The 25,709-nt window shown below is 57.2% G+C and carries 26 protein-coding genes and 1 tRNA gene; 11 read left to right on the top strand and 16 right to left on the bottom strand.

Annotation, left to right across the window (positions count from 1 at the left end; all coding sequences use genetic code 11):
- Positions 1-103 precede the first annotated feature (103 nt).
- Both QP442_RS04005 and dapD read left to right on the top strand, forming a co-directional pair.
- The gene (locus QP442_RS04005) at positions 104-799 is read left to right on the top strand and encodes a Maf family protein (protein ID WP_103632015.1); all 696 of its coding nucleotides are present in this window, start codon (positions 104-106) and stop codon (positions 797-799) included.
- Positions 800-897: 98 nt separating this feature from the next.
- Complete coding sequence (gene dapD, locus QP442_RS04000) at positions 898-1,881, top strand: 2,3,4,5-tetrahydropyridine-2,6-dicarboxylate N-succinyltransferase (RefSeq protein ID WP_103632066.1); 984 nt, start codon at positions 898-900, stop codon at positions 1,879-1,881.
- 135 nt (positions 1,882-2,016) lie between these two features.
- Here dapD and QP442_RS03995 read toward each other — a convergent pair whose 3' ends face one another.
- The 3 genes from QP442_RS03995 to fdxA form a co-directional block, all read right to left on the bottom strand.
- Complete coding sequence (locus tag QP442_RS03995) at positions 2,017-3,351, bottom strand: citrate synthase (RefSeq protein WP_103632016.1); 1,335 nt, start codon at positions 3,349-3,351, stop codon at positions 2,017-2,019.
- Positions 3,352-3,633: 282 nt separating this feature from the next.
- Positions 3,634-4,776 (bottom strand): succinyldiaminopimelate transaminase, encoded by a 1,143-nt coding sequence (gene dapC / locus QP442_RS03990; protein ID WP_103632017.1) that lies wholly within the window; start codon positions 4,774-4,776, stop codon positions 3,634-3,636.
- Positions 4,776-5,117 (bottom strand): ferredoxin, encoded by a 342-nt coding sequence (gene fdxA, locus QP442_RS03985; protein ID WP_103632018.1) that lies wholly within the window; start codon positions 5,115-5,117, stop codon positions 4,776-4,778. Before fdxA ends, dapC begins: the two co-directional genes overlap by 1 nt.
- Positions 5,118-5,171: 54 nt before the next feature.
- Here fdxA and QP442_RS03980 point away from each other — a divergent pair, with 54 nt between their 5' ends.
- The gene (locus tag QP442_RS03980; RefSeq protein WP_257878423.1) at positions 5,172-5,549 is read left to right on the top strand and encodes a 2-hydroxymuconic semialdehyde dehydrogenase; all 378 of its coding nucleotides are present in this window, start codon (positions 5,172-5,174) and stop codon (positions 5,547-5,549) included.
- Between the two features lie 46 nt (positions 5,550-5,595).
- Here the strand turns inward: QP442_RS03980 and typA are convergent, their stop codons facing one another.
- Positions 5,596-7,515: a translational GTPase TypA gene (typA, locus tag QP442_RS03975; RefSeq protein ID WP_179369821.1), complete on the bottom strand. Its 1,920-nt coding sequence runs from the start codon at positions 7,513-7,515 to the stop codon at positions 5,596-5,598.
- A 294-nt stretch (positions 7,516-7,809) separates the two neighbouring features.
- Here typA and QP442_RS03970 point away from each other — a divergent pair, with 294 nt between their 5' ends.
- Positions 7,810-8,388, top strand: coding sequence for a 1-acyl-sn-glycerol-3-phosphate acyltransferase (locus tag QP442_RS03970; RefSeq protein WP_442953366.1), 579 nt, complete (start codon positions 7,810-7,812; stop codon positions 8,386-8,388).
- A 283-nt stretch (positions 8,389-8,671) separates the two neighbouring features.
- Here the strand turns inward: QP442_RS03970 and QP442_RS03965 are convergent, their stop codons facing one another.
- The 3 genes from QP442_RS03965 to QP442_RS03955 form a co-directional block, all read right to left on the bottom strand.
- Entirely contained in the window at positions 8,672-9,001 is a 330-nt protein-coding gene (locus tag QP442_RS03965) for an XRE family transcriptional regulator (RefSeq protein ID WP_285069647.1), read from the bottom strand.
- 155 nt (positions 9,002-9,156) lie between these two features.
- Entirely contained in the window at positions 9,157-10,239 is a 1,083-nt protein-coding gene (ychF, locus tag QP442_RS03960) for a redox-regulated ATPase YchF (protein WP_219585357.1), read from the bottom strand.
- Positions 10,240-10,277: 38 nt separating this feature from the next.
- Positions 10,278-11,354, bottom strand: a complete 1,077-nt coding sequence (locus tag QP442_RS03955; protein ID WP_103632021.1) for a 4-hydroxy-3-methylbut-2-enyl diphosphate reductase — start codon at positions 11,352-11,354, stop codon at positions 10,278-10,280.
- An 87-nt stretch (positions 11,355-11,441) separates the two neighbouring features.
- Between QP442_RS03955 and xseA the strand changes: the two genes are divergently transcribed.
- The 3 genes from xseA to QP442_RS03940 all read left to right on the top strand — a co-directional run bounded on the left by xseA (position 11,442) and on the right by QP442_RS03940 (position 14,209).
- On the top strand, positions 11,442-12,734 hold the full coding sequence (gene xseA, locus QP442_RS03950) for an exodeoxyribonuclease VII large subunit (RefSeq protein ID WP_285069646.1): 1,293 nt from the start codon (positions 11,442-11,444) through the stop codon (positions 12,732-12,734).
- 78 nt (positions 12,735-12,812) lie between these two features.
- On the top strand, positions 12,813-13,025 hold the full coding sequence (locus QP442_RS03945) for an exodeoxyribonuclease VII small subunit (protein ID WP_103632023.1): 213 nt from the start codon (positions 12,813-12,815) through the stop codon (positions 13,023-13,025).
- A gap of 248 nt (positions 13,026-13,273) precedes the next feature.
- Entirely contained in the window at positions 13,274-14,209 is a 936-nt protein-coding gene (locus QP442_RS03940; protein ID WP_285069645.1) for a carbohydrate kinase family protein, read from the top strand.
- Between the two features lie 97 nt (positions 14,210-14,306).
- Here the strand turns inward: QP442_RS03940 and QP442_RS03935 are convergent, their stop codons facing one another.
- Positions 14,307-15,068 carry an isoprenyl transferase gene (locus tag QP442_RS03935; RefSeq protein ID WP_219585367.1) on the bottom strand — a complete coding sequence of 254 codons (762 nt, stop codon included), beginning with the start codon at positions 15,066-15,068 and terminating at the stop codon, positions 14,307-14,309.
- 336 nt (positions 15,069-15,404) lie between these two features.
- Here QP442_RS03935 and trhA point away from each other — a divergent pair, with 336 nt between their 5' ends.
- Both trhA and greA read left to right on the top strand, forming a co-directional pair.
- Positions 15,405-16,085 (top strand): PAQR family membrane homeostasis protein TrhA, encoded by a 681-nt coding sequence (trhA, locus tag QP442_RS03930; RefSeq protein WP_103632026.1) that lies wholly within the window; start codon positions 15,405-15,407, stop codon positions 16,083-16,085.
- 168 nt (positions 16,086-16,253) lie between these two features.
- Positions 16,254-16,733: a transcription elongation factor GreA gene (greA, locus tag QP442_RS03925; protein WP_103632027.1), complete on the top strand. Its 480-nt coding sequence runs from the start codon at positions 16,254-16,256 to the stop codon at positions 16,731-16,733.
- Between the two features lie 156 nt (positions 16,734-16,889).
- On the opposite strand, the gene QP442_RS03920 is transcribed toward greA, so the two are convergent.
- A complete protein-coding gene (locus QP442_RS03920) occupies positions 16,890-18,362 on the bottom strand; it encodes an AI-2E family transporter (protein ID WP_103632028.1) in 1,473 nt (490 codons plus the stop codon).
- A 117-nt stretch (positions 18,363-18,479) separates the two neighbouring features.
- On the opposite strand from QP442_RS03920, the gene msrA reads away from it, so the two are divergent.
- Positions 18,480-19,085: a peptide-methionine (S)-S-oxide reductase MsrA gene (msrA, locus tag QP442_RS03915; protein WP_285069644.1), complete on the top strand. Its 606-nt coding sequence runs from the start codon at positions 18,480-18,482 to the stop codon at positions 19,083-19,085.
- 114 nt (positions 19,086-19,199) lie between these two features.
- On the opposite strand, the gene QP442_RS03910 is transcribed toward msrA, so the two are convergent.
- Both QP442_RS03910 and QP442_RS03905 read right to left on the bottom strand, forming a co-directional pair.
- Positions 19,200-19,595: an FKBP-type peptidyl-prolyl cis-trans isomerase gene (locus tag QP442_RS03910; protein WP_103632030.1), complete on the bottom strand. Its 396-nt coding sequence runs from the start codon at positions 19,593-19,595 to the stop codon at positions 19,200-19,202.
- 70 nt (positions 19,596-19,665) lie between these two features.
- On the bottom strand, positions 19,666-20,613 hold the full coding sequence (locus QP442_RS03905) for a Bax inhibitor-1/YccA family protein (protein WP_285069643.1): 948 nt from the start codon (positions 20,611-20,613) through the stop codon (positions 19,666-19,668).
- A 232-nt stretch (positions 20,614-20,845) separates the two neighbouring features.
- Between QP442_RS03905 and QP442_RS03900 the strand changes: the two genes are divergently transcribed.
- Positions 20,846-20,919 (top strand) — tRNA-Leu (locus QP442_RS03900).
- 39 nt (positions 20,920-20,958) lie between these two features.
- On the opposite strand, the gene QP442_RS03895 is transcribed toward QP442_RS03900, so the two are convergent.
- From QP442_RS03895 to QP442_RS03875, 5 genes are all read right to left on the bottom strand, one after another.
- Positions 20,959-21,924 carry a Ppx/GppA phosphatase family protein gene (locus QP442_RS03895; RefSeq protein ID WP_285068086.1) on the bottom strand — a complete coding sequence of 322 codons (966 nt, stop codon included), beginning with the start codon at positions 21,922-21,924 and terminating at the stop codon, positions 20,959-20,961.
- 101 nt (positions 21,925-22,025) lie between these two features.
- Positions 22,026-22,541 (bottom strand): DUF501 domain-containing protein, encoded by a 516-nt coding sequence (locus QP442_RS03890; protein ID WP_103632071.1) that lies wholly within the window; start codon positions 22,539-22,541, stop codon positions 22,026-22,028.
- Positions 22,542-22,578: 37 nt separating this feature from the next.
- Positions 22,579-23,304 (bottom strand): FtsB family cell division protein, encoded by a 726-nt coding sequence (locus QP442_RS03885; protein ID WP_181002096.1) that lies wholly within the window; start codon positions 23,302-23,304, stop codon positions 22,579-22,581.
- A gap of 319 nt (positions 23,305-23,623) precedes the next feature.
- Positions 23,624-24,904 carry a phosphopyruvate hydratase gene (eno, locus tag QP442_RS03880; RefSeq protein ID WP_179369854.1) on the bottom strand — a complete coding sequence of 427 codons (1,281 nt, stop codon included), beginning with the start codon at positions 24,902-24,904 and terminating at the stop codon, positions 23,624-23,626.
- A gap of 184 nt (positions 24,905-25,088) precedes the next feature.
- Complete coding sequence (locus tag QP442_RS03875; protein WP_285069642.1) at positions 25,089-25,703, bottom strand: hypothetical protein; 615 nt, start codon at positions 25,701-25,703, stop codon at positions 25,089-25,091.
- Positions 25,704-25,709: the final 6 nt, after the last annotated feature.

Raw genomic sequence — 25,709 nt, 5'->3', positions numbered from 1 at the left:
ACAGATACTTTAGTAGCGTACATCACGTTTGACAGATTCGTGCAGTTACTGCACACAATTATCAAGATGTATCAATTGCCGATTGAAAAGGCAAAATAGACCTATGCGTTTTCTTCTTGCCTCAAAGTCACCGGCTCGCCGAGCAACTCTGATTTCCGCTGGCATCACACCTATTGTTCGCATATCCGACGTTGATGAAGACCTCGTGCTCGCCGACTTCTGCGCGCGTAGCGCCGGCGTTCCTTCGCCCGGCGATCAGGTGACAACCCTGGCAGACGCGAAGTGCGGTGCGGTCATTTCCGGCTTAGTCGATGGCACGATTGTGATCGACGAGGCCCACTGCGAACGCCTCCTCGTCGTTGCGTGCGATTCGATGCTGCTGCAGGACGGGCAGATGCTGGGCAAGCCCCACACTGCAGAAATTGCACGCGAGCGCATCCGAGCTTTCAGAGGCTCCGAAGCAATTCTGTGGACCGGCCATAGCGCAGCGCTCGTCGAGCGAGATCCCTCTACCCCGCTAGATTCCTACGCTCTGATTGCGCGCACCCACGCCTCGACTTCAACCATCGTCCGATTCGGCTCGATGAGCGACGCCGAGATTGATGCCTACGTAGACTCCGGCGAACCGCTCCACGTTGCGGGGTCTTTCACGATCGACGGTCTTGGCGGACCCTTCATTGCTGGGGTCGACGGCGATCACCACAACGTTGTCGGGATTTCACTCCCACTGGTTCACACGATGGCTGAAGAAATTGGTGTTTTCTGGCCGGATCTCTGGGATCATCGCCAGCCTCGCTGAACTTTCCCAGCATTTGGGAGCACTCATCACACCTTGCAAACCTGCCGAAAGGCGGAATGGGCACCCCACAGCGGGCACTCTCGCTTTACAGTAAGCCCATGGATACGAATCAGGCATGGGGCATTGGCCTCGCAACAGTGACGAAGAACGGCGAGACTCTCGACGTCTGGTACCCGCGCCCACACCTGGGTCAGATGGAACCTGGCGATGACACAGATCTGCTCGACACCCTGACTCACATGCAGCGCCACAATGATGCGCGCGGTGTTCGCACCACGGTTGTCACCTGCAGGTCAGATCTGGACGATCAACCGCAGTCCACTGCGGATTCCTACCTGCGCCTCCACCTGCTTTCCCACCGAATGAAAAAGCCGAACACCATCAATCTTGACGGTATTTTTGCTCGCCTCCCCAACGTCGTATGGACCTCCGAGGGCCCGTGCGCAGTCGCAGACTTCGAAGAAACACGTCTGCGTATGCGCGCTCACCTTGGCCACCCGGTCACCGTGATCGGCGTCGACAAGTTCCCCCCGATGGTGAACTACGTCGTACCGAAGGGCGTGCGTATTGCAAACGGTGCAACCGTACGCCTGGGCGCCTACCTGTCTGAAGGAACAACCGTCATGCACGCCGGTTTCGTGAACTTCAACGCCGGCACCCTCGGTCGATCCATGGTTGAAGGCCGTATCTCTCAGGGCGTTGTCATCGACGACGGTTCCGACGTGGGCGGCGGCGCATCCACAATGGGCACCCTGTCCGGCGGTGGCCGCCAGCGCGTGAAGCTTGGTAAACGGTGCTTGCTCGGCGCAAACTCCGGTCTCGGAATTCCTCTTGGCGACGACTGCGTCGTCGAAGCTGGTCTGTACTTGACCGCAGGAGCAAAGGTTGCCGTCATGGAATCCGGTGGCGTCGTCCCCGGTTCGAACGGCCTCTTCGCAGAACCTCGGACGGTTGCAGCGCGCGAGCTTGCAGGCGCATCAAATGTCTTGTTCCGACGCAATTCTCAGTCGGGTCGAATCGAAGCACTGGCCCGCGGTGGCAAGGGCATCGAATTGAACGATGAGCTACATGCAACCAACTGATGAAGGCTCGATCCTTTTCATGCTCACGGGGGTGGCAGACCACGGTCTACCACCCCCGTTGACGTTCAGTTGATCGGCCTCGTCCACGCGCGGCAAGGACTTTGGCTATGCGCCGAGCGCAAACCCGACAGCGCGTTAGTCAATCACGCGAGCCGAGCGCTGGCGAAGAAGCACATAGTCGCGTTCAGTCGAGCCAACGTACACCTGACGCGGGCGACCAATCTTCGTCGACGGATCCTCGGTCATTTCAACGTACTGCGCAATCCAACCGGGCAGGCGACCAAGTGCGAACAGTGGCGTGAACATCTTGGTCGGGAATCCCATCGCCGAGTAGATCAGGCCCGTGTAGAAGTCGACGTTCGGGTACAGCTTGCGCTCCTTGAAGTAATCGTCATTCAAAGCGATATCTTCAAGCTCCATCGCAATATCCAGGAGCTCGTCGCGCTTGCCGAGGCGAGACAGAACATCGTGTGCGGTTTCCTTCACCAGAGCCGCGCGCGGATCGTAGTTCTTGTACACGCGGTGCCCGAAGCCCATCAGACGTACACCTTCCGCCTTCGACTTCACCTTGTCCACATAGCTCTGGACCGACTCACCAGTGTCGCGAATCTGATTGAGCATGCGCAGAACCGCTTCATTCGCGCCACCGTGCAACGGGCCAGCAAGCGCGCCCACGCCGGCCGCAACAGACGCATACAGGTTCGCTTGCGAGGACCCGACCAAACGAACGGTCGAGGTCGAACAGTTTTGTTCGTGATCAGCGTGAAGAATCAGCAACATATCGAGTGCTCGAACAATCGCAGGATCAATGTCGTACGCCTGATAGGGCATGCCGAAGGTCATGCGGATGAAGTCTTCGGTGTAGCTACGTTGCGAGTCTGGGTACAGCAGTGGCAAGCCTGCGGCACGCTTCGCGATGTAGCTGATCATGGTCGGCACCTTCGCCAGCAGAAGCACCAGCGCGGTATCCAGCTGAGTGCGGTCGCGCGGATCAAGCGTGTCTTCGTAGTAGGTTGCCAGGCCTGCGACACCCGCTTGGAGAATCGCCATGGGGTGGCCCCTGTGCGGGAACGCGGTGAAGAAAGCCTTGAAGTCTTCGTGAAGCAAGCGGTGACGGTGGACGGCGCGAATGAAGCTTTCCAGTGTGGAGGCATCAGGGAGTTCGCCGTAGATCAGCAGGTAAGCAACCTCTAGGAACGACGAGCGCTTTGCCAATTGTTCGATCGGGTAACCGCGGTAGCGCAGAATTCCCGCACCACCATCGATGTAGGTAATCGCAGACTGGCATGACGCTGTGTTCGTAAAACCGGGGTCGAGGCTGACTACGTCGCCGTCGGCGAGCAAGCGGGAGACGCTCAAGCCATCATTACCGACGGAGGCGCTGGTGCGCGGGAGAACGATCTTCTTTTCCCCGACGGTAAGCACACCGTCGGGAGTAGTGTCGACCGATTCCACTTTTGCCTTGGCCATGAGGACTCCTTAACGCGTTGGGCAATGCGGAGCCATGCAAGCACACAGGTTGGAAGAATGCGCGAAAGCGCTTTCGTTCTCAACGAGTCGCTTCACTGCGACCACAATCGCCACTTAGGACGAAAGTCCGTTATTTCTGTCACTCTATACGCCACTGTTCGGCCTGTAAAGCGCTAGAACATCAAACTTTCTCAAAGTTATTGTAAAGGACTAGTCAACAACATGCTAAGTGTGGGCCATTATTCGAAAACAGGAAGACACCACGCCCGGGAGAGTTTCCCCTTACGCAAGGAAATTGACGCACGTTTCAAGGCGCTGCGAGGCAGCCTCGATTCGCTCATCATTTGCCGTCAGAGCCACTCGCACACGCCCCTCCGCAGCCTCCCCATAAAAATCGCCGGGGGCAACCAGAATTCCCAGTTTCGCGAACGCGTCAACCAACGCCCACGAATCCTGCGTGCGCGGATGTGCGAGCCAGAGATAGAGTCCGGCAACAGAATTTTCATCATTCACGAGGCCAGCTTTACCGCACGCTTCGACCAGCCTCTTACGTCGCCGTTCGTACACAGCACGCTGAGCCTCGACATGCGCCTCGTCGCGAAGAGCGATTGCCATCGCATGCTGAACGGGAGCAGGAACCATCAGTCCAGAGTGCTTGCGGACCTCGACGATCGGGGCGACGAGCTCAGGATCCCCGTAGACGAGTGCGGCGCGATACCCCGCGAGGTTCGACTGCTTGGAGAGCGAGTAGAGGACGAGGAGGCCGCTCGGGTCGCCCTCGCACACGGTCTCGTCGAGGAGGGAAGGGACGCCCTCCGAGATCCAGGGCTCGGCCCAGGGCAGGGCCGCGTAGCACTCGTCGGACACGACAACGGCATCGTGCTCACATGCCCACTGACGAACGGCACGAAGTTCGTCAGCTGACAGGACATGACCATCCGGGTTTCCAGGAGAATTGAGGAAAACAAGAACGGCATCCGGCCACGTATCCGGCTTCCTAGGATCAACTGGAACGGGGGTCGCGCCCGCGAGACGCGCACCAATGTCATAGGTCGGATAAGCAACCTCTGGGACAAGCACCGTATCCCCCGGGCCAACTCCCAGCAGACGCGGAATCCAGGCAACCGCTTCCTTCGAACCGATGGTGGGAATAACGCCGGACAAGCCAACGTCCACCATATTGCGACGTTGCCCCCATGCAAGGATCGCTTCGCGCACTTCCCGAGTGCCAATAACCGTCGGATAACCGTGAGCATCCGACGCTACCGAAAGTGCCTCGCGGATAAAACCCGGCGTCGAATCGACGGGGGTTCCCACCGAAAGATCGCAGATCCCATCGGGATGCGACGAAGCAAGCGCCTTCGCGGGAGCGAGGAGGTTCCAGGGGAACTCGGGCAGTCCGAGCGGGCGGGGCAGTGTGATCATCACTGGTGCGACTCGAGGTAGTCCGCATTCTGCGGGGGCAGCGCGGCGACCATCTCGTCGTCGAAGTCCTGGACACCGGTCTTCTGCGCGCCACCGGGGGAACCAAGATCCTTGAAGAAGTCAGCGTTTGCTCGGTAGTAATCCGACCATTCCTCGGGCAGATCGTCCTCGTAGAAAATTGCCTCGGTCGGACACACCGGCTCGCACGCACCACAGTCCACGCATTCTTCGGGGTGAATGTAGAGAGTACGCGCACCTTCGTAGATGCAATCGACCGGGCACTCATCAACGCAAGCGCGGTCCTTCACGTCAACACAGGGCTGTGCGATGACGTAGGTCATGGCAACTCCTCATTGGAATCGATAGGGAAGCTTCTGCCCTCTATTATCTCCTTTATGAGTCAAAGTGCCCCAATTGAAAGCGCCAATGCGCATAATCGCGCCGAAGACAAGGCCTCGTCCCCCACGAGCGAGACCAACGCGAAGGCGCGATTTTCCAAAGACCCACGGGGCGCAATTCCTGCCAACATAACCGAAGGCGCGAATCTACCACCACTCCCATGGCTCGCATGGATACCTGGCGAACGCGTTGTTGTCCGCTACCGTTTAGCCGACGGACTCCATGACGCTCTTGGCACCCTCAAAACAACGTCCCGCGACTACGTCGAGATTGAAACCCGACGTGGACTGGTCCGAATCGATGCCGAAACCATGGTCACGGGTAAAAAAGTTCCGCCCCCACCAGCCTTCGGATCGTTTCAGAAGGAAAACTGACGGGGACGGAATCTATAGCTGAGCTAGTAAAGCATGGTCGCGCCACTCACTTCGCTGCGCGACGCTCGCGTGCTGCGATCTTGAAACGTTCCTGCGCATCCAAGACGACCTTGCGGACGCGAACCGCTTCAGGCGTGACCTCGACACATTCGTCGTTAGCCGCAAATTCAAGCGACTCTTCAAGAGTCAGCTTGCGCGACGGAGTCAGCGATTCGTACACATCAGCGGTAGCTGAACGCGTGTTCGTCTGCTTCTTCTCACGGCAGATGTTGACGTCCATATCTTCGCCACGCGGATTTTCGCCAACAACCTGGCCTTCGTAAACCTCGGAAGAAGGCTCAACGATGAAGGAACCGCGTTCCTGCAGATTCGTCATCGCATACGGAGTTGCCTGGCCTGCACGGTCAGCAACCAGCGAGCCGGTCAGACGCTGCTCGATGACACCCTGCCACGGGGCGTAGCCGTCAGCGATCGACGATGCGATACCGGTACCGCGCGTTTCGGTGAGGAAGCGGGTACGGAAGCCGATCAGACCGCGCGCCGGAACGACAAACTCCAGGCGGATCCAGCCCGAACCGTGGTTCGACATGGTTTCCATGCGACCCTTACGGGCTGCCATCAGCTGCGTAACGGAGCCGAGGTACTCTTCGGGAATGTCGATAGTCATACGTTCCATCGGCTCACTGCGAACACCTTCAATGTCCTTCGTGACAACCTGAGGCTTACCGACGGTCAGTTCGAAGCCTTCGCGACGCATCTGCTCGACCAGGATGGCAAGAGCCAGCTCCCCGCGACCCTGAACCTCCCAGGCATCGGGACGCTCGGTCGGCAGAACCCTCAGAGACACGTTGCCCACCAGCTCGCGGTCAAGACGATCCTTGACCTGACGTGCGGTGACCTTCGCACCCTTGACACGACCAGCCATCGGCGAAGTGTTGATACCGATCGTCATCGAGATCGCCGGATCATCAACGGTGATCAACGGCAGAGGACGAGGATCTTCAAGGTCGACCAGCGATTCACCGATCATGATGTCTTCAATACCGGCAACAGCGACGATATCGCCGGGGCCAGCAGTCTCAGCAGAAACGCGCTCCAGGCCTTCAGTGCGTAGCAGTTCGGTGATACGCACGGAACGAATGGTGCCGTCATGGCGGGCAAGACCCACATTCGCACCCTTGGTCAGCGTGCCATTGTGGATACGAAGCAGAGCAAGACGACCTAGGAACGGCGATGCATCAAGGTTCGTAACGTGTGCCTGAAGCGGAATGTCCTCTTCGTATTCTGGGCCGGGGATACGGTTCAGAATCGTTTCAAACAGGGGCTCGAGATCCTCGGTCGGAAGCTGGCCGTCACCGGGGTTTTCCAGCGAGCACACGCCAGCCTTGGCGGACGCGTAAATAACGGGCACATCGAGCAGAGAATCAACATCGGTTTCAATACCGTCATTCAGCAGATCTTCACCCAGCGACAGCAGAAGGTCGGTCGTTTCAGAAACGACCTCTTCGATACGAGAGTCCGGGCGGTCAACCTTATTCACAACGACGATAACCGGGAGCTGTGCCTGCAGAGCCTTACGTAGAACGAAGCGAGTCTGAGGAAGCGGCCCCTCGGAAGCATCGACCATCAGGACAACACCATCAACCATGGACAGACCACGTTCAACCTCGCCACCGAAGTCAGCGTGACCGGGGGTGTCAATAACGTTAATGGTGACGCCGTCTTCAAGACCGAGCTTCTGAGCGGCTGGACCACGGTAGTGGACAGCTGTGTTCTTCGCGAGGATCGTAATGCCCTTTTCGCGTTCAAGATCGCCCGAGTCCATGACGCGCTCGCCCGTCTTCTCGACGGTGTCACGGTCAGAAAAAGCGCCGGACTGCCAGAGCATCGCGTCGACCAGGGTTGTCTTACCGTGGTCAACGTGCGCCACGATTGCGACATTACGCAGGTCAGAGCGGGTTGGCATAGATGAACTCCTCAATAACACGATGGCCAGCAACACCTGAATCAGTCAGTGCGAGCATGGCCGGTGGGTACACATTCGACCCACAAAATAGCTGAAACCAGAATATCGGCTTAACGCCGGCATTCCCCTACCCATACCTGCGACGTTCACCACGTCATGTGGGACGCTCATGCACGCTCGCGAGCGGGCGTACTACCGTTAGAGAGGAAGTGAGACCGCATGATGCGCCTCGTCGCCCATCATTGTCGAACACCACACAACCACCCCGAAGCACCCACCATCGAGAGGGACACTGTGCGAATACGCCCGCTGATCGCCCGCACGTACATGAAGTTCTCGCGTTGGACTCTGTCCGCCGAGCCACTGCCTGAAAAAGTCATGGTCATCGGTGCGCCTCACACGTCCAACTGGGATGGCGTTTTCATGGCGCTCGCATTCTGGTCGATTAACCGCGAATTCACGTTCCTCGTCAAAGACTCCGTGGTGAAGGTCCCCGTCTTCGGTAGGTTCGTCAAGTGGATCGGCGGACGTGCGATCGATCGCAGTGGTGCACACGGCGTCGTGGGGCAGATTGTGGAGCAGTCGAACGTCGCGGATAAATTCACCATCGTGCTCACCCCGAAGGGTACGAGGTCCCCGCGCGACTACTGGAAGTCCGGTTTCTACCGGATTGCGACGGGTGCCCACTTGCCTGTTCAGCTCGGGTTTGTCGATAAGAAGACGATGACTTTCGGATGGGGTCATAACATCACCCTGACCGGCGACGTGCGCGCTGACATGGAGGTCATACGCGAGTTCTACGCTGACAAGGTGGGCGTGAACCCCGAAATGGCGTCGGTTCCACGCCTGCACGCTGAGGACGAAGAGGCCTAACCCCCTGGTTTTTTACGGGCAGAACGCCAGATTGTGTGGCCTCGTCTCCTATTTTGCGTTGAGAGAAGTCGCTCCCTTGGGGCGCGCAAGGCACCGTCGCAGGCCTCGAGTCCGGTGGCGGCGGAACGGTCGCAGTGGTCATCATTTCGATCCTTCTGATTGCGTTCTTCTGGCTGCCTCAGGCAAACGCATGTTTCATCAGGACCACTGAAGAAGCTGACCGGGCATCGGGCATGACCCCCTAACCACACAGCTGATTTCAGAAGCAGCCGAAGAGCGTTCCCTAGTCGATGACGAGGGAACGCTCTTCGCTTACAACGAGCACCTCGGCCCCCTTGAGGGCCTCACCGAGAACGTCGTTGACCGCCCACTCAAGAGAGTCAAGGGCGTCTTCTCCCCCGCTGATGGCCTCAGCCTCGCAGTCGTTGACCCGGATGAGCGCAGCCCCGCCGATTGACACAACACCCTCGGCATCAGAACCGTGCTCTTCAACAATGCGCGCCCACGCGGAGTCCAGCGCTTTCGGCGTTATGACACGCACCCGGACTCGGTATGCCAGGTCTTGGGTTGTGTGCCGATCAAACCAGTCATCAGACACTTTCCACATCGTCATGCTTCAAGTATCAGACCGAGCAGCAGAAAACTGCAATGGGTGGGGCACCTCGCTCAACGTTGAAGCGGAGCTCAACCACGTTTCGCACGAGACGAACGTCACAGCCTCTATTCTACTTCTTTGATGTAAGCCCCGTTCGGAACTTGGTCAGAGGTTCAGACGTTGAACCTGAACTCGACGATGTCGCCGTCAGCCATCACGTAATCCTTGCCTTCCATGCGGACCTTGCCGGCCGCGCGGGCTTCCTGCATGCCACCGTATTTGATCAGGTCGTCATAGGACACGATCTCAGCTTTAATGAAGCCCTTCTGGAAGTCCGTGTGGATAACGCCGGCAGCCTGCGGAGCAGTATCACCGCGATGGATCGTCCACGCGCGCGATTCCTTCGGACCTGCCGTCAGATAGGTCTGCAAGCCAAGAGTTTCAAACCCAACGCGCGCCAGCTTGTCCAAGCCGGCTTCGCTCTGTCCGGATTCTTCCAGCATCTCGCGCGCATCGTCTTCATCAAGCTCAACCAGTTCGGCTTCGAACTGAGCGTCAAGGAAGATGGCATCAGCCGGAGCGACCAGCTCACGCAACGATGCTTGCAGGGCCTCGTCTTCCATCCCCTTCGCGTCCATGTTGAACACGAAAATGAACGGCTTAGTCGTCATGAGCTGGAACGATTTCAGCGCATCGGGATCCAAGTCAGCGCCCGCAGGGCCCGACAGGAGCTCGCCACGTTCGAGGATTTCAAGAGCTGCCTTGGCAGTTTCAAGAACGACCGCTTCGGTCTTCTTACCTCGTACCTCTTTTTCGAGGCGCGGGATCTGCTTTTCCAGCGTCTGGATATCGGCAAGAATCAGCTCGGTCTGGATCGTCTCAATGTCGGAAGCAGGATCAACCTTGCCGTCAACGTGCACGACATCCGGGTCTAAGAATGCGCGAGTTACCTGGCAGATCGCGTCGGCCTCGCGAATATTCGCGAGGAACTGGTTGCCCAGGCCTTCACCCTCAGACGCACCTCGGACGATACCTGCAATATCAACAAAGGAAACCGTCGCGGGAATGATCTTCTCTGAATGGAAGATATCCGCCAGCACCTTCAGGCGAGGATCCGGCAAAGGCACAACGCCAACGTTCGGTTCAATGGTTGCGAACGGGTAGTTCGCCGCCAGAACGGTGGCGCGAGTCAGAGCATTGAACAGGGTCGACTTGCCGACGTTGGGCAGTCCTGCGATTCCGATAGTAAGAGACACGCTGACCATTCTAGGTCAGCGCGCCATCGTATGGAGTATCAGCTAGTGTGATCAGGGCCAGCCTTGCGCGGTGCGTGCGGGCGCGCGTCGACTAAGCCGTTCGCTTTCAGTTCCGTTCGCAAATTACGAGGCAACGCGAAGGTGATCGTTTCCGTTTCAGTTCGAACAACGTCAACCGTGGGGAACCCACGAGGTTGCAACCACTCAATAACATCGCGAACCAGGATCTCAGGCACGGAAGCACCCGAGGTCAGTCCGACCGTCTTGGCGCCTTCAAACCAGACTTCCTGCAGTTCTTCAGCCTTATCCACGCGATACGCTGCACCGGCACCGGCTTCAAGAGCGACTTCGACAAGGCGCACCGAGTTCGAGGAGTTCGCCGAACCGACAACCACCATGACGTCAACCTTCGGGGCAATCGTCTTAACGGCAACCTGACGGTTTTGGGTCGCGTAGCAAATGTCATCCGACGGCGGGTCAATCAGATTGGGGAAACGCTGACGCAGACGGTCAACCGTTTCGCGCGTCTCGTCAACGGACAGCGTGGTCTGTGAAATCCACACGACACGGTCAGGATCACGAACCTCAACGTTTGCGACCTCGTCGGGGGTTCCCACGACCTGAATATGCGAAGGGGCTTCACCGAAAGTACCTTCGACCTCTTCGTGCCCCTGATGTCCGACCAGAATGATGTCGTAGTCTTCCTTCGCGAAACGCATGGCCTCGCGGTGAACCTTGGTCACCAACGGGCACGTCGCATCAATCGTGGCAAGCCGACGACGTTCAGCTCCATCACGTACTTGTGGCGAAACACCGTGCGCGCTAAAGACAACGCGAGCTCCTTCGGGGACCTCGTCAGTCTCTTGGACGAAAACCGCACCACGCTTCGTCAGTGACTCAACGACGTATTTGTTGTGCACGATCTCTTTACGCACGTAAACCGGCGCACCGTAAAGGTCCAAGGCCTTTTCAACGACATCAACAGCCCTGTCCACTCCGGCGCAGTACCCACGTGGGGCGGCCAAGTAGATATGGCCGGTCTCGTTCCCCGATTCCTTCGAAGAAGCGGAGTAGGTCGAATCGATGGCGGGAAAAGCATCCGTCAGGTCACTCATGCTCTCAATTTACCGACATCTGTGTCGTGAGTGCGCGCTGAACGAGGCTTTGAGCACAGCTCCACATTTCTGCAATTCGATTCACCCATGGCCTGTGGCATTCTTGGATGCGTGACGAATCAACCTCTGGCACTTCGGGCCGCGGACACAACCGCAGATAACCCCTGGCCTCTCCGCAAGCTAACGGAGAACATCAAAATCTACGTCGAACGCATGTCTACGCTCTGGGTCGAAGGCCAGATCGTTGAATATAAGCCACGCGCTACCTCGAAAATCGCATTCTTCGTCCTCCGTGATGTTGAGACCGACACTTCGATGACCGTCACCGCATGGCCGGGGATGCTGAAGGAACTTGGTGGCGCTTTCACAGAGGGCGCACGGATCGTCACGCGTGTTACCCCTCAGTTTTGGACATCTAAGGGTTCCCTGAATCTGCGCGCACAAGAAATCCGTATCGCGGGCTCGGGCAATCTTCTGCTTCAGATCGAGCAATTGCGCGCTCAGCTTCAAAAAGAAGGACTCTTTGCCCTTGAGCGAAAGAAGCCCATCCCCTTCCTGCCCGGTCGAATCGGCCTGATCTGCGGGTCGAACGCGAAGGCGAAAGACGATGTCCTCGTCAACGCCACAGACCGCTGGCCCGTCGCCGACTTCGAGATCAGGGAAGTCGCCGTTCAAGGCGAGCGCTGCGTACCCGAAGTCATGAGTGCTCTCAGTGAATTGGACGCACGGCCTGATATTGATGTCATCGTCATCGCACGCGGCGGCGGCTCCGTCGAAGACCTTCTGCCGTTCTCTAACGAGCGACTACTGCGCGCCGTCGCATCAACTTCCACTCCGGTCGTGTCGGCGATTGGACACGAGGCCGACGCTCCCCTGCTGGACTTTGTCGCCGATTTCAGGGCGTCGACTCCGACGGATGCCGCGAAGCGAATCGTCCCGGACTATGCAACTGAGCAAGCGCACATTCAAACAGCAATCGACACAATGCGCGGAGCCATCATGCTTCGATTGGGCCGCGAGCGCCAGCTCATCGATTCATACGCTTCTCGCCCGGTTCTGCTCAGCCCGGGGGCAGTCGTCGATACGCATCGCGCGGGGCTTGCTCAAACGCTCACCGGTTTGCGACATGCAGTCGAGCGACGCCTTTCAGCTGAAACAACCGCACTGGGACGGATGCAGGCAACACTCACTGCTCTTTCCCCGCAGGGAACACTCGATCGCGGATATTCAATTCTGAAGCTTCCCAGTGGAGCAATCATCAAGGATGTTGCCGACGCACCAAAAGGTAGTTTGATCGAAGGCATCCTTGCATCGGGCCGAATGGTCGCTCAGGTTGTGGGAACTACGCCCGCGTCGCCGACAGGCCAAGCGAACGGATAAATGGGCGCGACCTCGTCCCCCTTTCTTTGCACATCAACCATTCACTCTCACATCGACTGTCATACCCCGGAGGTACATATGGATAACGAACTGGCTCCCGTCGAGTCACTGTCCTACGAGCAAGCACGCGACGAACTCGTGCAGATCGTCAAGCAACTCGAATCGGGTCAAGCACCGCTTGAAACGACTCTGTCTCAGTGGGAGCGCGGGGAAGCGTTGGCCACTCACTGCAAGCAGATTCTTGATGTTGCCGCGTCTCGTCTGGATAAGGCTGAGGCCCCCACACAGTAAGCTGGCAGGCGCGAATGATGGTTCGCGATAGAGCTTGTATCAGATTCATTTGGGAGTCTTTGTGGATGTGCTTGAGATCCAGTTGATATCCGCTTTGGGGTCGAACACGGCGACCATGGCGGGCAACAGACCAACACCCTGCGCACAGATGCCACACGCGAGCATCGATTGGGCACGTTGATACCCTGCTCAGACTAAAATCGGTACAGATCGCGCAGCCTGTCTGCGCACCCGACAAAGGATGTGCCATGGATCTTGCTCACGAGCCTCATATTCTCGCCATCGGCGAAGCGCTCATTGACATCGTTACGCCTATTTCTCACCCTGAAGATGCACGCGAAATCCCCGGTGGTTCGCCAGCGAACGTCGCTATGACCCTCGGGCGTCTGGGACGCCCGTCGGTGCTCTCCACCTGGTTTGCAAACGATCAACGTGGCAAGGTCATCGAGGAACACTTCACCGCTTCCCACGTGGTCATCACCCCCGAATCGCGCGGGGCTCACCACACGACCACTGCTCTTGCATCCATTGATGACAAGGGCGCGGCCACCTACACCTTCGACTTCGACTGGAACCCCACCAGCCCGATCCCCGTTTCTGACCAGGCGCTGATCGTGCACGCAGGCTCGATTTCCGCGGCCGTCCAACCCGGTGCCGACACCGTGTACGAGGCCCTGAAAACCGCGCGCCCTCACGCACTGATCACCTTCGACCCGAACGCTCGTCCTGCCATTATGGGCTCGCCAGAAAAAGCCATGCCCCTGGTCGAAAAATTTGTCGCAGTATCGGACGTCATCAAGGTGTCCGACGAGGATCTTGAGTGGCTTACCAATGGTGAAGACCTCGATCATGTGATTGCCCGTTGGCTTGACCTTGGGCCTTCGTTGATTATCGTCACTCGTGGCAAGAAGGGCGGTCTAGCCGTTTCGAAGTCAAGTGTCCGCGTCGAAGCTACCCCCGGCGATGTCAAGGTCGTCGACACCGTTGGTGCCGGTGATTCGTTCATGGGTGGCATTTTGGATGCAATGTGGGGTCTTCAGCTGTGCGGTGCTGAAGGACGCGTCGCTCTTGAGACAATTGATGCTGACCAGGTTCAAACAATTCTTGACCGCGCTTCCCGCATCTCTGACGTGACCGTGTCGCGCGCGGGCGCTAACCCACCGTGGTCGTACGAAATCGACTGACGCGCTACGTACAATACGGGCGATACCTCATGAAGTATCGCCCGTATTCTTTATCCAACAGGTGGCTTTACTCCACCAGTGTCACACTCCGACGGATCTATTTTCCCAGCCTGCGTTCACGTTGAGCATAGGAGCGCAGAGCACGCAGGAAGTCCACGCGCCTAAAGTCCGGCCAATAGGCCTCGCAGAAGTAGTACTCCGAATGGACTGACTGCCAAATCATGAACCCGGACAGTCGTTGCTCGCCGGACGTGCGGATCACCAAATCGGGGTCCGGTTGGTCTTTCGTGTACAGGTGAGCAGTGATATCCGCATCGGATAGACAGTCCGCGACTTCGTCAAGGTTCTTCCCCTGGGCCGACGCCTCACGCATGATCGCGCGAACAGCTTCGGTGATTTCGTGGCGTCCTCCGTAGCCGACGGCAACGTTGACTTTCATGCCCCGAACGGTCGCGGTCGATGCAACCGATGCGCGGATCCGCGCTGCTACGTCTTCGGGGAGTAGGCCCAAGTCTCCAACGACGTTGAGATGCCATTTTCCTTGCATAGCCAAGTGGTCAACGGCGTCGGCGATGATACCAAGGAGTTCGGTCAGTTCCTCTGATGTGCGAGAAAGATTGTCGGTCGACAGCATCCACAAGGTGATGACTTCGACGCCGAGTTCTTCTGCCCAGACGAGGAATTCGGAGATCTTTTCGGCGCCGGCACGATGACCTTGCGACGCTTGTTTTCCGGTGGATTTGGCCCAACGACGGTTTCCGTCAAGAATGACACCAATGTGTCTGGGGATGGCCGACTGGGGAAGCTGCTTGCGCAGACGTTCCTCGTACAGGTCATAGGCCAGAGCGAGTCGCGCCATGGTCCCTCCCATTTCAGACTACCGGTAGCAGTTGACAGTGTCGTAACCGTTAGCGACACCGTATTGGGCAACCGCTAGCGATCGTTGATCTGCGTTAAGGGTAATCGTTTTTCATAGTGAAAGTGACCTTACCTGCGCGCGTATGCACAGTGGAGGTGCGCGATGACCACGATTGTTGGAACCGAACACCTTGGAGGCCTTGGAAGATGTTCATCTGCTGAATTGCCACTCGTACGCATTCGTTAACTTACGGTAACGTAGGTTATGTGGATGTCAGCGTGAGACTGACAGCCACGGTTTGATTAATTCGCGTTTGAATTCGTTGTGGGAGGCATCATGAAGGTCGCATCGCTTCATCCGAAGTCGTGGGTTCCAAACCAGCTGATCGCTATTAAGCCTCACCTGCGAGGATGGTTGCATCTTGTTACAGCCCCACTCTCGCTAGCGGCATCAATTGTGCTGATCTGTCTTGCCCCAACGACTCCGACGAAGTGGGCATCCGCGGTTTACCTTGCCTCGTCTCTTCTTCTTTTTGGCATCTCGGCTCTCTATCATCGCTTCTACTGGAAGCCGAACTGGGAGCTCGTGTGGAAACGGCTTGATCACTCGAATATTTTCCTTCTCATCGCTGGCACATACACTCCCTTGTCGGTTGCCTTGCTCACCAGGCACGATGCAATGGTTCTGCTGTCGATTGTCTGGATTGGGGCCGTCATCGGGATCCTCATCAACCTTTTCTGGCCGACCGCCCCGCGGCGGCTCTCAACGTTAATCTACGTGGTTTTGGGATGGACTGCTGTCGCATACCTCCCTCAGCTCTGGAGCGCTGGTGGCCCGGCTATGGTCTGGCTGATCGTCGCGGGGGGCATTCTTTACACACTGGGCGCAATAGTCTACGCAACAAAGCGTCCGGATCCTTCCCCGACGTGGTTCGGGTTCCACGAAATCTTCCACGCTTTCACCGTTGCCGCCTGGGCATGCCACTGCGTGGGCGTGTACTTGGCCGTTCTTCTCTGATTTTCTCTGCCCGTGTTGACGAGGCCGGACGGCTCATCTGCACGTTACGTTTGCGCCCGGAATTCACCTGACTACTTCACATTCGGGCAGGAATGTTTTGACATTGCTAGACTGACTGAGTCTTAGCGCCGGTACCATCGTTCCGGCTATCGTTTTTGGAGGACACTTATGGCCGACACTCAGTGGCTGACTCAGGCTCAGTACGACCTTCTGCACAAAGAGCTCACCGAGCGCATTGAAATCAAGCGCCCGGAAATTGCGAAGCTGATCGATGCGGCTCGCCAAGAGGGCGACCTGCGTGAGAACGGTGGCTACCACGCTGCACGCAACGAACAGTCGATGAACGAAACGCGCATCCAGACTCTCCAGGAGATGCTCGCTTCAGCAGAGGTTGGCGAAACGCCCGCTGATGACGGCATCGTTGAACCCGGCATGGTTGTGACTGCTCTGGTTGGCGGACGCGAGATGACGTTCCTTCTCGGTTCACGTGACGCTGGTGGAGACTTGGGCGTGCAGGTCTTCTCTGCGAAGGCTCCTCTGGGTGCCGCGGTCACCGGGCACAAGACGGGCGACAAGGTGTCATACGAGGCTCCAAATGGCAAGGAGATCGAGGTCGAGATCCTCACAGCAAAGCCTTTCGCGGGCTGATCCGCTCTAGAGCGCCCCTTCATTCCTACTCTTTCACGGTCAGCGTTTCAAAGAAGATACGCTTCCGTAGAACACCCGGAGGGAAATAGCGCCGAAGCATGTGTGGCGGGGTCAGTAGTCTTTGGCTACTGACCCCGCCACACGTGTTGAACAATCTTAAACGCTACCTAGCCTCCCTGGGCTTTCCATGCTCTGGGCACTTTCAGTGCCGTCCATATCCGGTTTTTCCCCTGGAACGGGGGCCTCACGCCTAGAAGTGGACGCAACCGATCCGTCAGCCACGATCTGAGACGCCGCGTCTTGGGATGAAGATTGAGCTGGGGCCTCGTTGACGTGCGTCTTCGACGCGTACGATGCTGCGACCATTTCATCGAGCATTCCAGGAGGACCGCCGGGACGATCCTGCTTTGTTGCCAGCTCTGGCATGGAGTCATATCCGTGCAGGTAGAGGAACGTGGCATTCAAGAACGCCGCAATCGGAACACCGAAAACAGCGCCAGGAATGCCACCCAGCGAACCAGCGCCTGCCACGACAAGCAACACGGCTATCGGGTGAAGAGAAACAGCGTGAGACATCAACAGAGGCTGAAGAAGATTCGATTCGACCTGCTGAACCACCAAGATAACAACCAGCATGATAACGCCAGCCGTAATCCCCTGATCAACCAAAGCAACCAAAACAGCGATGGCACCAGACACCATTGCGCCAGCAATCGGAACGAAGGACGCAAAGAATACGACCACAATGATCGGAAGAACCATGGGGAGCCCTAAGAAGAAGGCTCCCAAACCGATACCCACCGCGTCGATAGCGGCAACTTGAATCTGGGTTCGAACGTACGAACCGAGCGTCACCCAGCCACGAATCGCAGATTCGTGCAGAGGAGTACGTGCCGGAGCTGGGAACAGTCGCACAATCCACAGCCAGATTGTGCGTCCCTCTTTAAGGAAGAAGAACAGGCAGAACAGCATGATCAGGAAGCCGGAAACCAGCGATACCACCGAGGATGTAACCGAGTAGGCCTGGCTGAAAATCTGCTGCACGTTCTGCTGCACATAGTTGGTAATCTGAGTCATCGCACTGGTGACAACGTTGTCGAAGACCGTCATGTCGATCTTCCATGGCAACTGAGCCAACCAGTCACGGAACGTATCAAGACCACCGCTAGCCTTCCTCATCAGATCAGGCAACTGCATGGCAATTTCTGTTCCCGCCTGCGACAGAGCACCGGCGACAAGCGCAACCAGGAATAGCAGACCCAGAGCTGCTGCCAGCGTCCTCGGGAGCTTTGCCTTTACTGTCAGCCAACGCACAAGCGGTTCAAGTAAGACAGCAAGAAGCAAAGCGATCGCGACGGAAATAATCAGCGTCCAGATCTTGGAGGCAGCCCACGCGATACCCGCAGTTGCGATCGCAACGACAATCAGACGCCATGACAGTGCGGCAGATAAGCGAAGGGGCCAGGGAACGGACCTTGTTGCATCGCGTTCACTTTCAAGCGTATCCCCGCGGTGAAACTCCATCGTGGGCTCTTCTGCGCCGACGGCATTCTTGTGCTCCGCTTCTGACGCAAACCGAGCAACAAACGCACCAAGGCGCGCTTTGTTTCGTCCGCTGCGATCAAACATCGCGACCCCTTTCACTGTTGAACTGTTTCAAGACTACCCAAGACCATGTACAAATTCCTTTGTAGCCTATTTCCTCCTCCTGTCGCGCCTTGGCGTATTCAGTGTTTGGATGAAGCCATGAAAAACCTGACTGACCTTTTCAGCGGTGGCAGTTTCATTGCCCCTGTCGCTCTCAACGCTCCCATTCACACCGAGCCCGGCGAAAACGAAGAAATCATTTATTTTGCAGCGGGGTGTTTCTGGGGAGTCGACAAAGCCTTCTGGAATACTCCGGGGGTCGTTGCAACCGCAACGGGCTACATGGGTGGCACGCTGGAAAACCCCTCCTACGAAGACGTCTGTAGCGGGCTGACCGGCCATGCTGAAACCGTGCGTGTTGTCTATTCAACCGAAAAGACCAGTGCGGCTCAGCTCATTTCCCTCTTCTTTGAGATTCACGATCCGACTCAAGTGAACCGCCAGGGTAACGACCGTGGACCCCAGTATCGCGGTGCAATCTGGACTTCGACGGATGAACAGTTGGCAGTGGCTCTCGCTGCCCGTGATGCGTATCAAGAAAAGATCAGCGAAGCTGGCTTCGGCCAAATCGCAACTGAGATCGCCCCTGCATCTAAAGCCGGTCAATTCTGGTACGCAGAGGACTATCACCAAAAGTACCTGTTTAAGAATCCCAACGGATACGAATGCCACGCACGAACAGGGATCCCCTGCCCGATCGTCTAGTCACCTCGCACGTCAACACCCAACGTTTTCCGTTCGGCTTGTGCGCATATATACGAGGCCGCGCCCGCAGCAACGCATTGTGCTTGCTACGGGCGCGGTTCGTTGTCTCTGAACTCAGGCAACGCCCATGATGTCGGTGACGAACACCAGCGTGTCACCGCCACCGATACCTGCCTGCGGAACACCACGTGCGCCATAGCCGTATTCCGGCGGAATGGAGAGCAGAACGCGCGAACCAACGCGGTGGCCTAGCAGGCCCTCGTCCCATCCGCGGATGACCATGCCAACGCCGATCTGGAAACTCAGAGCCGCCCCACGATCGTAGGAGTTGTCGAAGATATCGCCACCGAACACCTGGCCAAGGTAGTGGCAGTGGATGGTGTCTCCGGCTTCAACGACATCGCCGTCGCCTTCTGTCAGGACCTCGACAAGAAGTTCGTCGGAGGGATCATTTTCGAAGGCGAGCTGAGGCTTACGGGCAAAGTCGCCGGTAACAGTGATGTTTTCCATGAGGATTCCTTCAAGATTCGTGATGCACGGTAAGGATTCGATTCCTTGCGTTGGAATCGGAGAGGAAGAGTCAGTTGTCCCTGAATGCTGCGATGAGTCGCAGAATCTCCAGGTACATCCACACGACGGTGACCAGAATACCGAAAGCACACATCCACGCATACTTTGCAGGAACGCCCTGCTCTACACCGATTCGCGCTTGGTCAAAATCGCCGATCAGACAGGCTGCTCCAACGAAGACAGCCAGCAGACCAACGACAATGCCCAGCGGAATACCCATCACAGTAATCGAGTCGAAGCCACCGGAGGAAAGGACACCCGTCAGGGTCAAAACCCATGACAAGAGTCGGTAAACGAGGATGCCGATCAGTGCAATCAGCGTGAACTTCATCAGCTTCGACGAATTACGGACCTTACCGGAAGCAAAGAGCGCAAGGGTCACACCGAAGACGGCGGCCGTCGCAACGAGTGCTTGAACGACGATTCCGGGGTACATCAATTCGAAGACGGCAGAAACTGCGCCAAGAGCCAAACCCTCGAAGGCTGCATAAGCGAGGATCAGAGCGGGACGAATCGTCTGAGAGAACGAATTCACCATCGCCAGAATGAAGCCAACAAGCACGCCAACACCGGACAGCGCGATCGCCATCGACGGGTTCACGGCAGACAGCATCCACGTTGCCGTAGCGGCAACCAGCAGGACACCCAGGGAAATTCCGGTCTTCATAATGACGTCGTCGTAGGTCATCACTCCACGGTCAACAGCATCCGCGGCCGGCGCTTGATACATCGACTCCATCTGAGACTGCGTGTACTGCCCGTAGTCCATCGACGAGGCCGACCCAGCTTGGGTGGAATACGAGTTCGCCGTCGAATATGGGTAACGCTGATCCGCAGCGTTACCGGCGCTCGGCTGCGATGATGGAGTGTATCCGGGCATTGCGGGGTATCCCGCCGGCGTATACTGCGATTCCTTTGCCCACTGAGTTTCAAGCTTGTCAAAAACTGGGTTAGACAACTTCTGGCCTCCTAGGTCTTACGTGTCTATCTCTATTGTCCCATGACTATCACGGACTTTCCCTAGAAGAAACCGCACAAAACCGCCACAAAACCTGTGTCTTTCCTGAAAACACTCGTCCCTCGCCAGAGGGAGAAGGCCTAAGAAATCGGTGAACAAGCGCGCATGGCCGGCAGATCCTTATGCTCAGGCAGTGCGTTCTTTAGGTTAGAATGAGACGCGCACATGCGCGGCCCCCATGGCCCAATTGGCAGAGGCAACCGACTTAAAATCGGTGTGTTGTCGGTTCGAGTCCGACTGGGGGTACTTTTCACTCCCCACCTATCTCAGGCAATTCCTCTGGGCCTAAGCAAGCGATATGGCAATGCCATCAAGAATGTCATGCTCGGACGTCACAACATGGTCAATGACACTCCCCTGCTCAGTTGCGCGAGCAACAACACGCTTGACGATACGGCTCCAAATCAGCGCACCCGCCGCAATCACATCTTCACGCCCCTCAGGCATAAACCCGAGAGCGGCCTTCACCTTCGTCGGTTGATCCACCATGAAACGCACCGCTTGATCAATCTGATCAAGACTCAACGACGCACCGTGAATGAGTTCCGGCTGGTATGTCGCAAGCCCCAAAGCCTGAGCGGTCAACGTCGTGACAGTGCCAGCAACACCCACCAATGTCTTCACACGCTCAAGGTCAACAACCTTTTGCGCCCCATCGAGCTGTTCATCAATCCACTCGATTGCACGCTCTTGATGAGCAAGGGGAATTCCCGCTTCCGGATCACAGTCAGCAAAGAATTTTTCTGTCACGCGCACTGCACCCATATCGACAGAAATTGCCTGACGAACCTCAGTATCGCCCAAGACCAGTTCGGTCGAGCCACCACCAATATCGACGACAAGCATCGGGCTTTCGACGCCTGCCCCTAGGTCAGAGACTGCGCCCGAGAAAGACAGGGCGGCCTCGAGCGTTCCTTCAACAACCTCCGGCTCGATGCCGAGAATCGAACGAACAGCATCGATAAATTCATCACGATTGGACGCATCCCGCGACGCAGACGTCGCCACAAACCGCACCTTCGACGCACCCAGGCGGGAAATCATGCGCTCATACTCAACAACGGCATCAATTGTGCGATCAATCGCAGCCGGATCGAAACGACCCGTCTTATCTACTCCCTGCCCCAAGCGAACAATACGCATCTGACGAGTCAAATCAGTCAGGCGCACACCGTTTTCATCACGCTCCACATCGGCAACAAGCAACCTGATGGAGTTCGTTCCACAATCAATACCAGCGACACGATTCATTAAATACACATTCCTTTTCGGGGCACACTCCCAAGCTACGCCGTCACCTAATCAACGACACCATCATTGCCACACAACAACCGCCGGTCGGAAACCACCAATTAGCAGGAGCAGTGCTGAGCGCTCCACATCCCTCGTTCTTCCATCATCGCTAACGCGCGATCACCAATCGGATTCACACCGGGACCCGCTGCCAGGGCATGACCAACCAGAGCATGAAGGCACTTGACACGCGTCGGCATGCCACCAGCGGAAACACCCGAGATTTCAGGAACATCCCCCAATTCGAGACGACGTTCAATATAGTCATGATGAGCTGCCTGGTACTGAACGGCAACCTCTTCATCATTGGCCAGCAGGTCATTGAAATCTTCCATGACATGCTCGGCCTCGAGCGTTGAACACGCCTTCACGATCGGAGGGCTGGTCAGATAGAACGTCGTCGGGAACGGACTACCGTCTTCAAGACGCGGGGCCGTCTTCACGACAGTCGGACGGCCGCACACGCAACGTGCACCAATACCGACAACACCACGAGGCACACGATCCAACTGCTCACGCAAAACATCCAGATCTGCTTCGGTAGCGATCGACGGGTCTTTCCCCACTTCGGTCACGATAACGTGCTCCTTACGATTTGGCCGCGACACGCGGCTATTGAGATTGAGCGCTTTGCGCGCCACTGGGCGCTGGCTGATCACCAGACTGCGATGGTACAGCCTTCGACTGACCCACTTCAGCTTCGTCAGCTTCTTGAATCAGTTTACCGACAACTTGAATCCACGGCCTTGCTGGACCTTCAGGCGACGCAGCGTTGATCTGCGCTTTGTCCACATACTCCTCGCCAGGATCAACCACCGCGTACTGCACCTCACCCGGCTTCACGTACCCGAGTCGTTCACGAGCCTGCGAGGCAATGAACTCCGGGTCGCTCCACAAGTCGAGCTGCTCACGCATCTGAGCATTCTGTTGCTTCGTCTGTTCTACCTTCGCGGTGATGTCGCGAAGCTCCTGCTCCTGTTTCCACCACGCATACAAATTGGGGACGAGCAATGCCCCAAGCACACCAACAAGAACAACAACGGAGAGCAAACGCGTCGAAAGCTCCAGACCGCCAACAAGGAACGTCTTTCCTTCAGCAAGACGGCGTTCTTGGCGAGCTTTCTTCTCTTGACGACGCTCGCGAACTTTAGCTCGACGGCGTTCTTCACGACTCTGCGGAACACGTGCAGGACGGAACTGATGAGCTGAAGCGGCGACATTCGCCTTATGAGCGCTACGAATCTCCCGTGCTCGCTCTAGGCGTTCTGCGGGAGAGGGTGGCACCTGCACATCTGCCTGCACCTTTGCGCTATCAGACTTCTTGGAGCGCTTGAACAAGGATGATTTTTCTGAAGCCTTCTGATCCTTTTTGGGCGCGGTTCCACGCGATAGACCACGATTGTGGTCTGGTCGTCGGGGCGCTTGGGGACGCTCACTGCGTGGATTACGAGGCATGCTTCTAATGGTGCCCCACTTCGGGCTTTGGCGCGCGTCAGCCTAACGGCGAGCCGAAGCGTGCACCTGTGATGTGCTCCAACTTTTAGGTTTCATTGACTTGATACAGCAGTGGGCCCCGAACCGTCGGTTCGGGGCCCACACGTCGCCTCAGTGCGTGGAGCACATCGTCAACGAAGCGTTTTTCCTAGCTACGCTCAGTTCAGCGACCGAGGCGCGGGAAGGAGGAGCGGCCAGCGTAAACAGCTGCATCGCCGAGTTCTTCTTCGATGCGCAGGAGCTGGTTGTACTTGGCAACGCGCTCGGAACGAGCCGGTGCGCCAGTCTTGATCTGACCGGAGTTGGTGGCAACTGCGAGGTCAGCAATGGTGACGTCTTCGGTCTCGCCGGAACGGTGCGAGGTCATCGAACGGTAGCCGTTACGGTGTGCTTCCTCAACTGCATCGAGGGTTTCGGTGAGCGAACCGATCTGGTTGACCTTGACCAGCAGAGCGTTGGCGGCACCGAGCTCGATGCCCTTGCGCAGACGCTCCGGGTTGGTAACGAAGAAGTCATCGCCAACGAGCTGGACGCGATCGCCAATCTTGTCGGTGAGGGACTTCCATGCATCCCATTCGTCTTCCGACAGCGGGTCTTCGATGGAAACCAGCGGATACTTCGAGATGAGGTTCTCGTAGTACTCAACCATGTACTCGGTCGTGCGGCCTTCGCCTTCGAACTGGTACAGGCCGTCTTTGAAGAACTCAGAGGAAGCAACGTCGAGGGCGAGAGCAACGTCTTCGCCTGGCTTGAAGCCGGCCTTTTCGATTGCTTCGATGATCAGGTCGAGTGCTGCAGCGTTGGACTCGAGGTTCGGTGCGAAACCGCCTTCGTCGCCGAGGCCGGTGGACAGACCGCGTTCCTTGATGACGCCCTTGAGGGTGTGGTAGACCTCTGCGCCCCAACGGAGGGCTTCGCGGAAGGTCGGTGCACCGATCGGAGCGATCATGAATTCCTGGATGTCAACGTTGGTGTCGGCGTGCGAACCACCGTTGAGGATGTTCATCATCGGGACGGGCAGAACGTGAGCGTTCGGGCCACCGAGGTACTGGTAGAGCGACAGACCAGCGGATTCAGCTGCTGCGTGCGCAACAGCGAGGGAAACACCGAGGATGGCGTTTGCACCAAGCTTGCCCTTGTTCGGGGTGCCGTCGAGATCCAGCATGATCTGGTCGATGGCGCGCTGATCTGCAGCGTCCTCGTCGATCAGTTCGGGGGCGATGATGTCGTTCACTGCGTCAACGGCGTCCTGAACACCCTTGCCCAGGTAACGACCCTTGTCGCCGTCGCGACGCTCAACTGCTTCAAATGCGCCGGTGGAAGCGCCTGAAGGCACGGATGCACGTGCAAGCGTTCCGTCTTCGAGCAGGACCTCAACCTCAACGGTCGGGTTACCGCGCGAGTCCAGAATCTCGCGAGCTCCAATAGCCTCAATCCTTGCCACGTCATTCTCCAATCGATCAATTTCGTGGACTGTTGTCAGTCATAACGGTAGTACGTTTGCGGCCATTCGGCCTAGTTGCAGACGCAAATCTGAACAAGCATTCACGCCGTGTGGGGTGCGATGATCCGTTCAGCCGCCTTTGGTCCCGATCTTTGACGGAACCAAGGAGGAATGGATCACACGATCACTCGCCAGACTCAGCTCCGCCACTGGTCTGGTCAGCCGTGAAAACGGAGGCATCCACAACGTCACCGAAGATCGGTGCCTTGAGGCTGCCATCTTCTGTAATCGTGCCGTAGCGGGGGTTGATGTCAACCTGCTGCGTAGCAGCGATTTCCTGGTAGTCCTCCGCGAGGGTGGCAAGCGCATCCTGGCCCATCTGGTCCAGCTGAGCTTTGATCACCGAGTAGCGAAGAATCTCGGTCAGAACGGGGCTGAGGTCACCGGATGGAGCATGAATACGTCCCTGGTCGACGAGCGACGCAACGAACTCATTCACCTGCTCATCGGTTGCAGAAATCTGGTTCTCATTAGCCAGCTGCGTGAACTTCAAAGCATCGGGAAGCATGGCCACAAGGGTTGCGCGATCCATCGGCTGGCCGGTCAACTCAGCGTACTGGGAAAGGGCGTCTGAGACATCAGCTTCGGAGTAGTTGACGCCGTTCACTGAAACTGCGGTGCCCGGGTGTGCCGAGCATGCTCCGAGTCCCAGGATGGAAATGCTTGCTACAGCAACCATTGCTGCTTTCTTTACGCTGAACACGTAGGTCCTCCCTGCCGTATAGCCCATGTTGGCCATGGTTAT

Origin of the sequence: Pauljensenia sp. UMB1177 (assembly GCF_030217965.1) — a bacterium.
Lineage (GTDB): Bacteria > Actinomycetota > Actinomycetes > Actinomycetales > Actinomycetaceae > Pauljensenia > Pauljensenia turicensis_A.
The sequence above is the reverse complement of the archived record's forward strand: the minus strand, read 5'-3'. Positions and strand labels throughout refer to the sequence as shown.

Coding starts and splice junctions, on each gene's coding strand:
- QP442_RS04005 (WP_103632015.1), top strand. CDS start 104: ATGCGTTTTCTTCTTGCCTCAAAGTCACCGGCTCGCCGAGCAACTCTG.
- dapD (WP_103632066.1), top strand. CDS start 898: ATGGATACGAATCAGGCATGGGGCATTGGCCTCGCAACAGTGACGAAG.
- QP442_RS03995 (WP_103632016.1), bottom strand. CDS start 3,351: ATGGCCAAGGCAAAAGTGGAATCGGTCGACACTACTCCCGACGGTGTG.
- dapC (WP_103632017.1), bottom strand. CDS start 4,776: ATGATCACACTGCCCCGCCCGCTCGGACTGCCCGAGTTCCCCTGGAAC.
- fdxA (WP_103632018.1), bottom strand. CDS start 5,117: ATGACCTACGTCATCGCACAGCCCTGTGTTGACGTGAAGGACCGCGCT.
- QP442_RS03980 (WP_257878423.1), top strand. CDS start 5,172: ATGAGTCAAAGTGCCCCAATTGAAAGCGCCAATGCGCATAATCGCGCC.
- typA (WP_179369821.1), bottom strand. CDS start 7,515: ATGCCAACCCGCTCTGACCTGCGTAATGTCGCAATCGTGGCGCACGTT.
- QP442_RS03965 (WP_285069647.1), bottom strand. CDS start 9,001: ATGACGATGTGGAAAGTGTCTGATGACTGGTTTGATCGGCACACAACC.
- QP442_RS03955 (WP_103632021.1), bottom strand. CDS start 11,354: ATGAGTGACCTGACGGATGCTTTTCCCGCCATCGATTCGACCTACTCC.
- xseA (WP_285069646.1), top strand. CDS start 11,442: ATGGCCTGTGGCATTCTTGGATGCGTGACGAATCAACCTCTGGCACTT.
- QP442_RS03945 (WP_103632023.1), top strand. CDS start 12,813: ATGGATAACGAACTGGCTCCCGTCGAGTCACTGTCCTACGAGCAAGCA.
- QP442_RS03940 (WP_285069645.1), top strand. CDS start 13,274: ATGGATCTTGCTCACGAGCCTCATATTCTCGCCATCGGCGAAGCGCTC.
- QP442_RS03935 (WP_219585367.1), bottom strand. CDS start 15,068: ATGGCGCGACTCGCTCTGGCCTATGACCTGTACGAGGAACGTCTGCGC.
- trhA (WP_103632026.1), top strand. CDS start 15,405: ATGAAGGTCGCATCGCTTCATCCGAAGTCGTGGGTTCCAAACCAGCTG.
- greA (WP_103632027.1), top strand. CDS start 16,254: ATGGCCGACACTCAGTGGCTGACTCAGGCTCAGTACGACCTTCTGCAC.
- QP442_RS03920 (WP_103632028.1), bottom strand. CDS start 18,362: ATGTTTGATCGCAGCGGACGAAACAAAGCGCGCCTTGGTGCGTTTGTT.
- msrA (WP_285069644.1), top strand. CDS start 18,480: ATGAAAAACCTGACTGACCTTTTCAGCGGTGGCAGTTTCATTGCCCCT.
- QP442_RS03910 (WP_103632030.1), bottom strand. CDS start 19,595: ATGGAAAACATCACTGTTACCGGCGACTTTGCCCGTAAGCCTCAGCTC.
- QP442_RS03895 (WP_285068086.1), bottom strand. CDS start 21,924: ATGAATCGTGTCGCTGGTATTGATTGTGGAACGAACTCCATCAGGTTG.
- QP442_RS03875 (WP_285069642.1), bottom strand. CDS start 25,703: ATGGCCAACATGGGCTATACGGCAGGGAGGACCTACGTGTTCAGCGTA.